This is a genomic window from Paenisporosarcina quisquiliarum, assembly GCF_043641925.1.
Lineage (GTDB): Bacteria > Bacillota > Bacilli > Bacillales_A > Planococcaceae > Paenisporosarcina > Paenisporosarcina quisquiliarum_A.
Genome location: NZ_JBHZRU010000004.1, coordinates 151,137 through 163,551, shown reverse-complemented (window position 1 = coordinate 163,551; position 12,415 = coordinate 151,137). Strand labels below are relative to the sequence as shown.

Below are 12,415 nucleotides of genomic sequence, written 5' to 3'. Positions count from 1 at the left end.
TGGGAGTGAATATTGATGTCACGAATTTCAAAATTCGAAGTACTATTATTAATGCAGCAATTAGATGAACTATTAGAAAATAGACAACAAGATAAATCAAAACATAAAAAAGCAAAAAAACACGGCAGCCAATAATTGGTTGTCGTGTTTTTTCTTTACTCAATCGATAATCCCACACGCAATGCGATCACCAGAATTCCCTGATGGATCAGTCACATAATCGTCCGGCCCTGCATGGATAATTAGTGCACTGCCATCCTCATCAAGCAATGAATTCTTCCTTCCTTTTTCAAGCGTCACATTAGGCGTTATAATTTCTAAATCTACAGTGCCGTCTTTCGAGACATTCAGATTAGGCAGGTCACCCGCATGATAGCCTTTTGGATTATCAAAACCGTGTTCTTTACCTGATGGGTTCATATGCGCTCCAGCAGTTGTAAACTTCGGAGGTTCACACTTCCCTACTTCATGAAAGTGGATTGCTTTTTTACCTGGCTCTAAATCCTTGAGAACCAATCGGATTTTTACGCCTGTCTTCGTTTCTGTTAATTCTGCAGTTCCAATCCCTTTTCCGTCTGAATTTACGATTGAAGTAGCCAGCTTATGCTCAATCTCACCACTAACTGGAATCATCATATTTTGTTGGCTGCATCCAGCCATAAGTAAAATTAACCCTATCAACATCCATTTCTTCATAATAAAAAACCTCCATGATAATGACGTGTCATTAGCATGATGGCTTTATTTTTCAAAATTATACGTTATAGGATGACTGTTAATAATACGACAATAAATGCAATCACAAAAAAAATCGACATGCCCTTCATCCATTTTGCTTCTTTTTCAAATCCTTTTTCTTTAAAACTGACTGCTCGGTAACCATTCGATAAGGCAAATAAAGCAGTCATAAACAATACGGCTAAATTGATATTTCCTTTAATAATAAAAACAAGAGCCGCTATACTGACAGCTGCAATTAATATTCCTGCAATCCACTTACGATTCATTTATTAACACCCCTTCATTCATTTGAATCCATATTAAAAATAGCATTTATCCACAAATAAACCAACATACTTAAAAGGGAACTGACCAAAGTCATATTTAACGACTTTTTAGACAGCTCCCTTTTTTTATTCTTCTAATGCTTTTTCTGGATGATTTGAATAAAATTTACGCCCAATATATGTTTGGATGATTAATAGTATCCCACCAACTGTCCAATACAGTGGCAATGCTGCCATTGAAGTGAATGACACAAACATGATCATAATTGGTGAAATATAAACAAACATCTTCATTTGTTGTTTCTGTTGCTCAGGAACAGTCCAAAGTGACACTTTAGCTTGTAGGAAATAAACAGCACCAGCAATTAGAGTCATAATGATATCTGGTTGTCCGAGACTATACCAAAGAAATTGATGACTTTTCACATCTGGCGAATAGAGAATCGCAAAGTAAAGTCCCATGACGATTGGCATTTGAATAATAACTGGCAAACAGCCCATATTTAAAGGGTTTACGTTATGTTTTCTATAAAGGCCCATCATTTCTTGTTGCAATTTCATTTGTTCTTCTTTGTCTTTTGCAGCTTTAATTTTCTTTTGGATTTCGTCCATTTCTGGCTTCATCGCGTCCATTTTCACTTTCATACCTTGTTGGTGCTTATAATTGCGAAGCATCAAAGGCATTAAAACTAAACGGATTAAGACTGTAATGGCAATAATAGCGAGTCCAAAACTTCCATTAAAGAAATCACCGAAGAAATTTAGTAAAAAGTCGAAAGGTTTTACAAAAATGCTGTAGAAGTACCCTTCTTTATTTTCAATACCAGAACATCCACTTAGGAAAAGTGTAACAAAGATCAGCATTGAAACTAATCCGATTTTCTTTTTCAATAGATTCACCTTCATCTTTTCAAACTATAAAGAAGTATACCTTTTTTAATAGTCGAATTCAAATGCTTGCTAGAAAAATCCAGGAAGTTCCGATTGATGTGACAAGGTTATGTCATTCAATCCAACTCAGTGCAACGAAAAAAGAGCCGTTATAAACGACTCTTCATCCTGTTGTCGGTAGAGAAAACCTAAAGTATTCATGTTCCTTATGGTCTCTGAATTGCTTGGGTGTTACACCGGTGTATTTTTTAAAGATACGTGTGAAGTAGCTTTGATTACAAAAATGATATTGCTTTGAAATATCCGAGATGTTTTTATTCGTGTGGCGTAAATAATATTGCGACTCTTCTACTCGTCTTACATTTAAATATTCAACTAATGTGATTTGAACATGTTCTCTAAAAATTCGAGACAAATGACTTGTGCTCACATTAAAGTGTTTTGCGATATCTTCCACCGATAGTTCTGACTCCACTTCATCATTGATGAACAAAATCACTTTATTCACAGTTTGGTGGCTGAATGAAGGTTGTTTTCGTTCAGAAATAACGAGAATGAAAAAATCGATTAAATCATCAGCAAATTGTAAAAATGCCGCATCATTCATATCGTTATCAATCATGTCTATACAAGCTGTGTTAAATGCGAATGCTTTCTTAGATGGGACTTGATTTTCATACAATTTCCTCGCCATGATTGAAGACAATACTGTAAAGTAATGACGAACGCCACGGATTGTTTGTTTACCCGCTCTTAAAGAGATGCGATCAATAATACTTCGTAATGTCTTTTTTGCTTTTTCGGTTTCTAGATGATGAATTTGATATAACAGCTGATTTTCCAGCTCAAAAAAATCTTCGACACCATCAAACTGACTCGAAATTTCAATCTCTTTCATGTACTTCTCGGAAATTTTTTCAGTTCCTGATAAATGAATTTGTTGCATAGACTCCCCATCTTTCCTTTTAATACACCCTAGCGTATCAAACCATTACGTTAACTATATAACGAAAATACGCCTATGAAAATAGGTTTATGTGTTTTTGGTGAAATATTTATTAATTTATAAAAAATAGGTATTTTTACATACCCTAATTTACTCTATTGTACTAGATTATCTTTCATTTCGCATTGGAATTAGCACATTCAAGTGTCCTTTTAACACTTCTACGTCTATTGGCGTATGGCATCCTTCATCTCCATCTAAATTACATGACAGTTCAGGATTTGTTTTAATATGTGCTTTTTCGGTTTTAATCATCACTACATCTGGATCTTCCTCAAGTTTACCTAATAGAACAGCAGTACCCATTCTCATAAAGGCTGGTAAGCCAGCACTTTTCACAACAAATACGTGTAAAAGTCCATCATCCGTTTCAGCTTTCGGAGCTAACTTTTCAAAGCCTCCAACAGAATTAGTAAGGGCTACAAGAACAAGCACGGCTTCGCCTTCCCAAGTTCCATGATCATGTTGCACATACACTTGTGTTTCATCTTTCGAAGTCAATGCTTTAAATCCTTCGATTAAATAGGCAAGGGTACCAAGTTTTGTTTTTTGCTCAACAGAAACGAGCGAAACACTTTCTGCAACTTGCCCTATGGCTAAAATATTCATGAAATATTTATCTGAAGCTTTTGCTATATCGACGTAATGAGGTTCTGCTGTTTTTAACGATTCAATCGCTTCATGAGGATCCAAAGAAATGCCTAAAGCACGCGCAAAATCATTTACAGTTCCAAGTGGAATAAATGAAAATAATGGCCGATGCGCTTGTTCAGCAATTCCGTTTACCGCTTCATTAATCGTACCGTCTCCACCCATTGCAGTCACTAAATCGTATGTTTCGTCACATGCCTGGCGTGCGAATTTCATCGCATCCCCTTCGCCCTGGGTTTCCTTCACCTCAACATCATAGCCCATGGACTCCAGAGTTTTTATCGTTTCTTCTTTAAACGTACTTGCTAACTCTTTACCGGAAGATGGATTAAGTATAAACATGGCTTTTTTCAATCAAATTGCCTCCTCTGATTTAATTCGAACTATGATAAACTAGTTTTTATACATATACATAATATAGCAAATGAGGGGTTTCAAATTGGATTCAACATCTATTGAAGAAGTCATGAATGTTATGCGTGAGTTTTTTCCGAGCCACGCCTCAATAGCAATAGCAGACACAAAGGAATTTATCTTTTATCAACCAAGCAATCAAATTGACTTACATATACAAAATGGCGACCTTGTAAAAGAAGGTACTGCTACTCATAAAGCATTAAGCACCGGAAGAAAAGTGACAGAGTTTATTGATCCGTCGGTATTTGGTATTCCCTACTATGGAATGAGCATGCCCATTCGGGAAGACGGCAAAATTAAAGGCGCAGTAACAGCCATCTTACCAGAACCTCCATCCTCTTTTTTAACCAACTATTTAACAATAAAAAAAGGAGAATGCTGGTATCCTGTAAAGCAAGAATCTGTTCTGTTTTTAGAAACTCAATTCAGAAAAACCTTAGTAAAGACAGATTCAATTGAAGGGTATCACCGATTAAATTTAAGTGAGCTTGAACTCTTTCTGACGCCGACATTATTTGTTAGATGTCATCGATCCTACATCGTCAATATAGACTTTATTCATGAAATTCAACCTGATTCTCATTCAACATTTTTATTAATAATGAAAAACGGAACAAGAATTCCTGTCAGTCAGCGCTACGCTAGTTATTTCAGAAGATCTTTAGGATTCTAGTAAATTAATCAGAATATTCTTTCTTTTGAGGTTTTATTAACATATAATAAAGACAGAAATGAGAAATTCACACGAAAAAAGAGAAGGCTGTAATCTCGATTTGAGACTTGGCCTTCCTTCTTTCTATTATCAGTTGTTTAGTGTCGTAGTAGTATTTTCTTCGTTCTCGTTATTACTTACTGAATCATTGTTTTTCGTTTTACTCTGTACTTCATCGTTATAATATTGAACGCTGGTCATAGCACCCTCATCCACCATCGTGTTATCATCCACATCATGAGGATCAGAATGGCCTTGTTTAGTAGAATTAGTTTGAGTATGTTTTTGAGATTCTATAAACGAATTAACTTTCGTTTTTGTATTATTAAAAGCAACTAATGCTTTTTCTCGATTTTCTGGTTTGCTAAAGTACGCATATGCACCAGCTGCTAAACCTGCGAGTAATAAAGAGCGATTATTCCCTTTTGCCATTTTCATCATTCCCCCAATTTTTTTGTTATACATCTATTCAATCAATACCCTTAACTAGGACTTGTTACACTTTTTAAATGTGTCAAATTGATTACACTTTAATATTTGACCATATCCACATGAGGAATGTTATCTTCTAAGTACTCGTCAGATATGGCTTTAAATCCAAATGATCCATAGAAATGAGCTAAATGAGCTTGTGCCTGTAATTGAATCTCTTGATTCGGCCATTTAGCTTCAATGAATTGAAGACATTCGTTCATTAGCTCTTTCGCTAATCCTTTTCCACGTGCCTCTTTCTTAACAATGACTCTTCCAATAGAGATGCGTGAGTATTTCAGACCGCTAGGAAGAATTCTAGCATAAGCTAACGGTTCGGTATTCTCTACAAATGCTAAGTGATATGATTTTTCATCATATCCGTCTAATTCTGGGTATGGACAGTTTTGTTCCACAATAAAAACATTGACGCGTAATTGGAGATATGAATAGAGTTCGTGTATCGATAGTTCGTTAAATGCTTGTTGCTTCCACATACTTTCTGCCCCCTTTGAGTGATATTATTTCACATGTGTAGTAAGGAAGCGAAATATTTGGTATGATAGCGGAAAGAATTTTGAGGTGAATTGACTTGATACGATTAATGACTTTTGAGGATATTGAAGCTGTTCAGTTAATCGCTAAATTAAGCTGGCAGGACACATATGAAGGAATCATTCCGACTGAAATACAAGATGTATTTGTAGAAAAAGCATATTCACGCGCGATGTTAATGAAAAGAATCGAAAAGACTTCTATGTACGTAGCTTTACATCAAGAAAAAATAATAGGTTTTGCAAACTTTACTAGAGTCGATGAAGATGGAGATGCGGAATTAACAGCTATTTATATGCATCCGAATCATCAAAAATTCGGATTCGGTAAAAAACTGCTACAAACAGGTCTTGAGAAAATTCAAGATGCTAATCAGCTTTTTGTATATGTTGAAAGTTTAAATGAAAAAGGCCGATTATTTTATGAAGCAAGCGGCTTTGAACTATTAGAAGAATTCGATGAATATTTTGAAGGCCATCCATTAAGCACTGCAAAATATGTTTATTACATAAAAACACCTGTCAAAAATTAATTTGACAGGTGTTTTTATTTTATTTACAACGGTTGATGCGGCGTTGTAGTTGTGTGTGTTTCTGTTTCAGCTTCCGTGCGGTAATAAGGATCTTCTACATAGTGCACTGGTGTTTTTCTTACAAAACACATAATCGCTGCAATGTAGAATAAAATTGGTGCTAATAAAAGAATACCTGATAACAATCCAGCAAAGATAAATAAAATCCCCGCCGTTTTTGGACTCTTATTCTTCGAAACTTTTACAACAGCAATGATGCTTAGAATGACACTAAGTAATAGTAATGCTACAAATACCCAACCAACTACTCCTACTACATCCATTCCACCAGCAAGAATATCCTTCGTGTATTCCATTTCTTGTTGAGTCAACGTAGGGTCTGCCATGATTTCTGTTTCAATCATGTTTTGAACTTCCGTTGTGTTCAACGCATTAGCACTGAAAACAGCTAGAGTTACGATAATTAATAAAATGACATTTAAAATAGTACCTATAATACCTAAAGCTACTTCACCAGTTCTGCTCAAATCATTCACCTCTCCTTTAAATCTACTTTAAATAATACGAAACAAATTGTTTATTGGTTTCATATTTTCATCATTCCCTACATAATTTTAGAATAAACATGTTTATAGGTATAAATTGGTGGGTATATATTTAGTAACACCAACTTGAAAGGAGCAGATGAAAAATGAAAGAAAAATTAGTATTTAACCAAGCAGATTTCATGTACACAATGGTAGGTGCTTCTGTATTAACAGGATTTTTATTTGTATTCACTCAAATGTGAGGAGTAACTATATGACAATGGACAAGAATACATAAAAGGCAATCCACTACTGATAATTAGCGGATTGCCTTTTAATTATGCCTTAATGTCTTCGTATTCAGAAGACTTTTCAAAAGCAGTGACAACATACGAACAAACTGCTTCCATTTTTAAATCCTTTTCACGAGCAAATTTAGCTGCTTGATCTAGCAACTCTTTTGCTACACCCTTACCTCTTAGAGAGGGAGAAACAAAAGTATGATCCATCACCATTACATCACCTAATAATGTCCACGTAATTTCCCCTAAAGTTTGACCATCTTTTTCATACACATACGCATATGCATCATGACCTAATTCTTTAAACTGGAATTCCATTTCACCACTCCTTTTTTTCAGTCTAGCATAATTTATTCTTTTAATGTTAGTGGACGCAATTTCGCTTCGATTTGATCACGTTGTGGTTCTAAAAATGGTGGCAATGCTAGTCTCTCCCCTAAAACATCCATTGATTCATCGGTTGCAAATCCGGGTTCATCCGTTGCCAATTCATAGAGGATACCATTCGGCTCGCGGAAATAGATGGATTTAAAGTAGTATCGATCCACTTTTCCTGACGTCATAAAACCTTTCGAACGTAAGAAAGCATCCCATTGATCGTATTCTTCCATCGTTTTAACTCGAAACGCTACGTGATGAACACTTCCCCGACCAGGTCTTTCCATCGGCAAATCTGACCGTTCTTCGATATGAACCTCAGAAGCTGGACTTCCTTCACCAACCGAGAACACAGTAATATCTGGCATACCATCTACTGATGATGCATAAGATCCAACCTTTTTAAATCCGAGTACTTCTGTTAACACTAATTGCGTTTGTTCTGCACGACGAACTGTAAGTGTGACATGACCAAGACCAACTAGAGCAAATTCTTCTGGAACACCTGCTCCCGCCCAAGGTATTCCATAAGGTACACCCAGTCCATCATCTACGACTAACATGAGTCGAGATCCTTCGAAGTCTTCAAAGTACATGGTTTTTCTACCGAATCGATCAACAATAGCTTCAAAGGGAACTTGGTATTCCGTAAATCGTTTTTGCCAATACTGTAATGCTTCCTCACTCTTCACTCTAAAGGAAGTATTACTAATACTTGAAACACCCGGTGTTGTTTTTGCTGCATTCGGAATATCAAAATACGTCATATCCGTTCCCGGTGTTCCAACTGCATCTGCATAAAACAAATGATAAGAAGATGGATTATCTTGATTGACACTTTTTTTCACTAATCGCATGCCTAAAATCCGTGTAAAGAAATCATGGTTTCTTTCTGCATTTGCTGTCAGTGCAGAAACATGATGAATGCCTGCTAATTTCATACTAAAACCTCCGTTACATAATATATCTCGAATTCGAGATAATGTTTTTTAAAGTTTATCATGAGTCCTAACATTTTACAATTTCTTCAACTCGGTTTGAGATAGTATATATTAGTTTTGGTTAACTACAAATGGATTATCCATGAAAATGGAAATCAAACCGGTTTCACAGCCTATTAAACTAAGTAATCCACACCATCTAAACTCGTCAACATCTAAGAGACATGGAGCGCCCAGCGAAATGGCTCCCATTTAAATGGTTTTGGTTTTCGCTTCGCTTCTGTTGAAAGAATCGGGTTTCAATGAGGAGAGCACTTGGTTAATGAGACGGATTTTATAGGATTGATTTGCTTTTGAACATTTATCAATCAAAATGAAGGGTTTATCAATCAAATTAAACATTTATCAATCAAACTGACGATTTATCAATCAAACTCAACCTTTTATCAATCAAACACGTCTCACAACCTAGTTGACTAGGTGAACCGACTTACACTCGCCAACAGCAAAGAGACATGGAGCAGCCAGCGGAATGGCTGCCATTTAAATGGTTTTGGTTTTCGCTTCGCTTCTGTTGCAAGAAGCGAGTTTCAATGAGGAGTGTACTTGGTTAATGGGACAGATTTTATAGGGTTGTTTTGCCTTTGAACATTTATCAATCAAAATGAAGGGTTTATCAATCAAATTAGACATTTATCAATCAAACTGACGATTTATCAATCAAATTCAACCTTTTATCAATCAAACACGTCTCATAACCTAGTTGACTTGGTGATATCTTTAGTAGGTTACGGATTGGAATGGAAAAGGCGACTCTAGCGAGATAAGCACTATATGAAGACCCTGGACTGAGCATCGCGAGGGAAGCGGCTGAGGAAGTGCTCGCAGAAAGCGTCCGTCGCAATGGAAATCACCATTTTTATTTGTCTACAAAACAAAAAGCCTCCCAAATAGGAGGCTTTCACATTATTAGTTAAACAATCCGCGGATTGAATCGATTAAGTTGTTAAAAAAGTTTTTTACACCTTGCCAAAAACCTTCGTTATCAACGATATTCCCTAATTTGTCTTCAATTGTTTTACTTAAGTCATCTAGTTGCGTTGACCATTGACTGAAGTCGATATCTAATTGTCGAATGCGGTCCATTAGATCAACAAGAAGTTGTCGATCTTCTGGGCTTAGTTCAATTTGAAGTTTTGTTAATTGATCTTGTACAATTTTTTCTACTTCTTCTTTAGAAGCTGGATTTAATTCAGCAATGTCTTTTTTAATTGCTGTTAATAACTCACTTACTTTTTCTTCATCCACACCCGATTCATTGGAAAGAATGGTTGCGACTGAAAGTTCTTCATTGGCTACATCTGTACGTTCTGTATCGAGTTTTTCACCACTAACTTCATACGCTTTGTAGATCCCAACGAGTGCCGAGTGACCCGTTACTTTTTTCGGAGCAGCGACTTCAACTGTTGCATCTTCGATACCAGCTGTTAGCATGGCATTTGCATACATTTCAGCTGTTACTTGTGTGATATTTTCTTCTGTTACGATATCGATAACTAAGCCTTTGCCTTTATCTTGACGGGTAATTTTTGCGGAGGAGAACATTCTTGCTGAAGCATCTCCATCTTTAATGTAAGTGACTAAATCGTCACCATCAACCGTGATTTCTTCAACTTCAGCTTCATCTGCTACGCTAAGACTTTCTTTTACGCTCGCCTTTTCAGATTCTGTCAAGTCTGCACCATAGACCACGATTGGCATACCGAATTTTTCATTAATGCCTTCTCCGTTAGATGACGAACCTGTACTTGCCATCGCTCCAGTAGGTAGTACTAATAAACTCGCTAAAAAGATCGAAGCTAATTTAAACCCTATTTTTTTCATATATTTTCTCCTTCCAATCTTAAAAATCTATTTAATCCTCGGGTAGTATCTACTTACATATTTATTACCCTATGTATAATTACGAAAAAAAGCACAAAAAGTTTCAAGGAGGAAAAACCCTCTTTCTCTTTTTGTGCCCTAAGTATTCTTTTTATAAACCTAAATGACAGATTTCACAATGGTCCAGCCGTCTTTTTGCTCGACTTTTCCTTCTTTCATTAACTTACCTAAAGCACGCTTGAAAGCTGCTTTACTTAAATTGAACATCTCAAAAATTTCATCTGGAGATGACTTGTCTGTAAACGGCATTTTCCCGCCCGCTTGTTGTATGTAGCGATAAACAGTTTCTGCATCATCACCTAAACGTTCTTGCTTACGTGGCAACATGGAGCCATTTAACGAACCATCTTCTTTTACACCAATTATGCGTACTTCAACTTCTTCCCCTAAACGCGGTTCTGCCAATTGTTCCGTATGATGAACAAAAACTCGGTAACCTTGTGGTGTGGAAATAAAGAATGATCCGACTGGTAATAATCGATAAGCACGAGCTTTCAAGTTTTCATTGAAAACAGATGTTGGTGCTTCTACGAACGACTCTGCCACTTTGTCTTCAGTTGCTAATCGACCAAACAAATTCCCTTTGTAATCTGTACGTAATGACATGTACAGATGGTCACCAATTTTTGGCCACAAAGATTTAATAAGAGGCAAATCGGTTCCTTTTACCATAACTTCCCGAGAACTTCCTATATCAACAGAAACTCCATCGCGGTCATCCGTTTTAATAACACGAGCCCAACCAAATGTATCTTTCGTAATTTGTGGCAATGTTGCAGTAGCACTTAGGTTGCCACGACGATCCATGAATAAAAATACTTTGATCGTGTCGCCTTCTTGTACTTCTTCAGGAGCCTCCGAACTATTAATAGGAATTTCAATTTCACCATTAGACAAAATCCATTTAGACTCGTCCTTCTTCTTAACTTGAAGTTCAACGATATCACCAGAAACTAATTCACTCATTCAACGCACTCCTTTCAATCCTGTTAGTCAGATTGCTGACTTTCTTTCAGTTCTTCAAGCTTTTGAATAAATTGAGGGTTTTCTTCCATCACTTGAATTAAATCTGCAATTCGGTCAATCGAATTCCAACTCAAATGATGTTCGATCCCTTCTACATCGTCGTATATTAAATCTTCTTGTACTCCGATTAATCGCAAAAATTGTTCCAGCAAGTCGTGACGTTTCACAAGACGTTTCCCAAGCTTTAAGCCTTTAGGCGTAAGCATTAGTCCACGATATCTTTCATAAACAAGATATCCATCTTTATCAAGTTTTTGCACCATTTTTGTAACGGAAGAAGGAAGAACTGAAAGAGATTCAGCAATATCCGAAACACGCGCATATCCTTTTTGTTCAATTAACATATATATTTGTTCGATATGATCTTCCATACTGGGTGTCGGCATTACACGAATCCTCTCTTTCCATAGCTTATATAAGTGTACTATAGACAAGAATTCTTCTCAACGAATGGGATAGGTTACTTTTCTAGCGGAGGATGTTTTGGGTATTTTCCAACGACATGAATGGCATGTATGATTCGTTTATTAATCCATTCTAAATTTTCAGGTGAATTTAATTGGTTGAAAGCTGCTTCTCTCCCAAAGTCAGATGTAACGTACTGACTTGGTACAGAATTTAAGCTGAGGGCAACGATATCCATTTCACATTTCGAGCATTTGCAGAAAGTCTGATATTCAGACCCTCTCAATAAAACAGCCACGAGTCCACTAATAATCTCTTCCATGACATTTGTTAACATTGGTTTTTTCAGATGAATTCACTCCTTTTCATGATTATTTTTGTATTTTGGTTTAGCGTTTATAAATCAAGGGTAACTTTTAATTATCAAAGCCTAAACGCAGAGAGGGTGAATCAGAATGGGTAGAATGCTATGGATGATTATCGTCGTATTACTTATTATTTGGTTATTAGGACTTGTACTTAAAATCGGCGGCGGTTTAATTCACTTATTACTATTAATTGCAGGTGTCATTTTAATTTTCCAATTAGTGACTGGAAAACGAAAACTGTAACAAAAGGGATGTCCGTATCATGCGGGCATCCCTTTTTGT

General features: G+C 36.3%; 17 protein-coding genes. 3 read left to right on the top strand and 14 right to left on the bottom strand.

All coding sequences use genetic code 11. The features are described from left to right. Positions 1-159: 159 nt before the first annotated feature. The 5 genes from ACHUE4_RS04945 to ACHUE4_RS04925 form a co-directional block, all read right to left on the bottom strand. Positions 160-696 (bottom strand): superoxide dismutase family protein, encoded by a 537-nt coding sequence (locus ACHUE4_RS04945; RefSeq protein ID WP_394188273.1) that lies wholly within the window; start codon positions 694-696, stop codon positions 160-162. 65 nt (positions 697-761) lie between these two features. Next, positions 762-1,007 (bottom strand): hypothetical protein, encoded by a 246-nt coding sequence (locus tag ACHUE4_RS04940; RefSeq protein WP_394188272.1) that lies wholly within the window; start codon positions 1,005-1,007, stop codon positions 762-764. A 126-nt stretch (positions 1,008-1,133) separates the two neighbouring features. Then, on the bottom strand, positions 1,134-1,898 hold the full coding sequence (yidC, locus tag ACHUE4_RS04935; protein WP_394188271.1) for a membrane protein insertase YidC: 765 nt from the start codon (positions 1,896-1,898) through the stop codon (positions 1,134-1,136). A gap of 163 nt (positions 1,899-2,061) precedes the next feature. Further along, positions 2,062-2,844, bottom strand: coding sequence for a helix-turn-helix transcriptional regulator (locus ACHUE4_RS04930; RefSeq protein ID WP_394188270.1), 783 nt, complete (start codon positions 2,842-2,844; stop codon positions 2,062-2,064). A 168-nt stretch (positions 2,845-3,012) separates the two neighbouring features. Further along, positions 3,013-3,909 (bottom strand): diacylglycerol/lipid kinase family protein, encoded by an 897-nt coding sequence (locus ACHUE4_RS04925; protein WP_394188269.1) that lies wholly within the window; start codon positions 3,907-3,909, stop codon positions 3,013-3,015. A gap of 85 nt (positions 3,910-3,994) precedes the next feature. On the opposite strand from ACHUE4_RS04925, the gene ACHUE4_RS04920 reads away from it, so the two are divergent. After that, positions 3,995-4,645, top strand: a complete 651-nt coding sequence (locus tag ACHUE4_RS04920) for a LytTR family DNA-binding domain-containing protein (protein WP_394188268.1) — start codon at positions 3,995-3,997, stop codon at positions 4,643-4,645. Positions 4,646-4,774: 129 nt separating this feature from the next. Here ACHUE4_RS04920 and ACHUE4_RS04915 read toward each other — a convergent pair whose 3' ends face one another. After that, positions 4,775-5,116: a hypothetical protein gene (locus ACHUE4_RS04915; protein ID WP_394188267.1), complete on the bottom strand. Its 342-nt coding sequence runs from the start codon at positions 5,114-5,116 to the stop codon at positions 4,775-4,777. Positions 5,117-5,214: 98 nt separating this feature from the next. Then, the gene (locus ACHUE4_RS04910) at positions 5,215-5,652 is read right to left on the bottom strand and encodes a GNAT family N-acetyltransferase (RefSeq protein WP_394188266.1); all 438 of its coding nucleotides are present in this window, start codon (positions 5,650-5,652) and stop codon (positions 5,215-5,217) included. Between the two features lie 107 nt (positions 5,653-5,759). On the opposite strand from ACHUE4_RS04910, the gene ACHUE4_RS04905 reads away from it, so the two are divergent. Further along, positions 5,760-6,242 (top strand): GNAT family N-acetyltransferase, encoded by a 483-nt coding sequence (locus ACHUE4_RS04905; RefSeq protein ID WP_394188319.1) that lies wholly within the window; start codon positions 5,760-5,762, stop codon positions 6,240-6,242. 23 nt (positions 6,243-6,265) lie between these two features. Here ACHUE4_RS04905 and ACHUE4_RS04900 read toward each other — a convergent pair whose 3' ends face one another. From ACHUE4_RS04900 to ACHUE4_RS04870, 7 genes are all read right to left on the bottom strand, one after another. After that, positions 6,266-6,778: a DUF4064 domain-containing protein gene (locus ACHUE4_RS04900; protein ID WP_394188265.1), complete on the bottom strand. Its 513-nt coding sequence runs from the start codon at positions 6,776-6,778 to the stop codon at positions 6,266-6,268. 329 nt (positions 6,779-7,107) lie between these two features. Further along, on the bottom strand, positions 7,108-7,389 hold the full coding sequence (locus ACHUE4_RS04895; RefSeq protein ID WP_394188264.1) for a GNAT family N-acetyltransferase: 282 nt from the start codon (positions 7,387-7,389) through the stop codon (positions 7,108-7,110). 32 nt (positions 7,390-7,421) lie between these two features. Continuing rightward, positions 7,422-8,390: a ring-cleaving dioxygenase gene (locus ACHUE4_RS04890; RefSeq protein WP_394188263.1), complete on the bottom strand. Its 969-nt coding sequence runs from the start codon at positions 8,388-8,390 to the stop codon at positions 7,422-7,424. Positions 8,391-9,359: 969 nt separating this feature from the next. Next, the gene (locus ACHUE4_RS04885) at positions 9,360-10,274 is read right to left on the bottom strand and encodes a DUF1002 domain-containing protein (protein WP_394188262.1); all 915 of its coding nucleotides are present in this window, start codon (positions 10,272-10,274) and stop codon (positions 9,360-9,362) included. A gap of 159 nt (positions 10,275-10,433) precedes the next feature. After that, positions 10,434-11,300 (bottom strand): CvfB family protein, encoded by an 867-nt coding sequence (locus tag ACHUE4_RS04880; RefSeq protein ID WP_394188261.1) that lies wholly within the window; start codon positions 11,298-11,300, stop codon positions 10,434-10,436. A 23-nt stretch (positions 11,301-11,323) separates the two neighbouring features. Then, positions 11,324-11,746 carry a transcriptional regulator MntR gene (gene mntR, locus ACHUE4_RS04875; protein WP_394188260.1) on the bottom strand — a complete coding sequence of 141 codons (423 nt, stop codon included), beginning with the start codon at positions 11,744-11,746 and terminating at the stop codon, positions 11,324-11,326. A gap of 74 nt (positions 11,747-11,820) precedes the next feature. Beyond that, positions 11,821-12,102: a late competence development ComFB family protein gene (locus tag ACHUE4_RS04870; protein WP_394188259.1), complete on the bottom strand. Its 282-nt coding sequence runs from the start codon at positions 12,100-12,102 to the stop codon at positions 11,821-11,823. Positions 12,103-12,220: 118 nt separating this feature from the next. Between ACHUE4_RS04870 and ACHUE4_RS04865 the strand changes: the two genes are divergently transcribed. Then, entirely contained in the window at positions 12,221-12,376 is a 156-nt protein-coding gene (locus tag ACHUE4_RS04865) for a lmo0937 family membrane protein (RefSeq protein ID WP_394188258.1), read from the top strand. Positions 12,377-12,415: the final 39 nt, after the last annotated feature.

Coding starts and splice junctions, on each gene's coding strand:
- ACHUE4_RS04940 (WP_394188272.1), bottom strand. CDS start 1,007: ATGAATCGTAAGTGGATTGCAGGAATATTAATTGCAGCTGTCAGTATA.
- ACHUE4_RS04865 (WP_394188258.1), top strand. CDS start 12,221: ATGGGTAGAATGCTATGGATGATTATCGTCGTATTACTTATTATTTGG.
- ACHUE4_RS04880 (WP_394188261.1), bottom strand. CDS start 11,300: ATGAGTGAATTAGTTTCTGGTGATATCGTTGAACTTCAAGTTAAGAAG.
- ACHUE4_RS04885 (WP_394188262.1), bottom strand. CDS start 10,274: ATGAAAAAAATAGGGTTTAAATTAGCTTCGATCTTTTTAGCGAGTTTA.
- ACHUE4_RS04895 (WP_394188264.1), bottom strand. CDS start 7,389: ATGGAATTCCAGTTTAAAGAATTAGGTCATGATGCATATGCGTATGTG.
- ACHUE4_RS04930 (WP_394188270.1), bottom strand. CDS start 2,844: ATGCAACAAATTCATTTATCAGGAACTGAAAAAATTTCCGAGAAGTAC.
- ACHUE4_RS04870 (WP_394188259.1), bottom strand. CDS start 12,102: ATGTTAACAAATGTCATGGAAGAGATTATTAGTGGACTCGTGGCTGTT.
- ACHUE4_RS04890 (WP_394188263.1), bottom strand. CDS start 8,390: ATGAAATTAGCAGGCATTCATCATGTTTCTGCACTGACAGCAAATGCA.
- ACHUE4_RS04905 (WP_394188319.1), top strand. CDS start 5,760: ATGACTTTTGAGGATATTGAAGCTGTTCAGTTAATCGCTAAATTAAGC.
- mntR (WP_394188260.1), bottom strand. CDS start 11,746: ATGCCGACACCCAGTATGGAAGATCATATCGAACAAATATATATGTTA.
- ACHUE4_RS04915 (WP_394188267.1), bottom strand. CDS start 5,116: ATGGCAAAAGGGAATAATCGCTCTTTATTACTCGCAGGTTTAGCAGCT.
- ACHUE4_RS04945 (WP_394188273.1), bottom strand. CDS start 696: ATGAAGAAATGGATGTTGATAGGGTTAATTTTACTTATGGCTGGATGC.
- ACHUE4_RS04910 (WP_394188266.1), bottom strand. CDS start 5,652: ATGTGGAAGCAACAAGCATTTAACGAACTATCGATACACGAACTCTAT.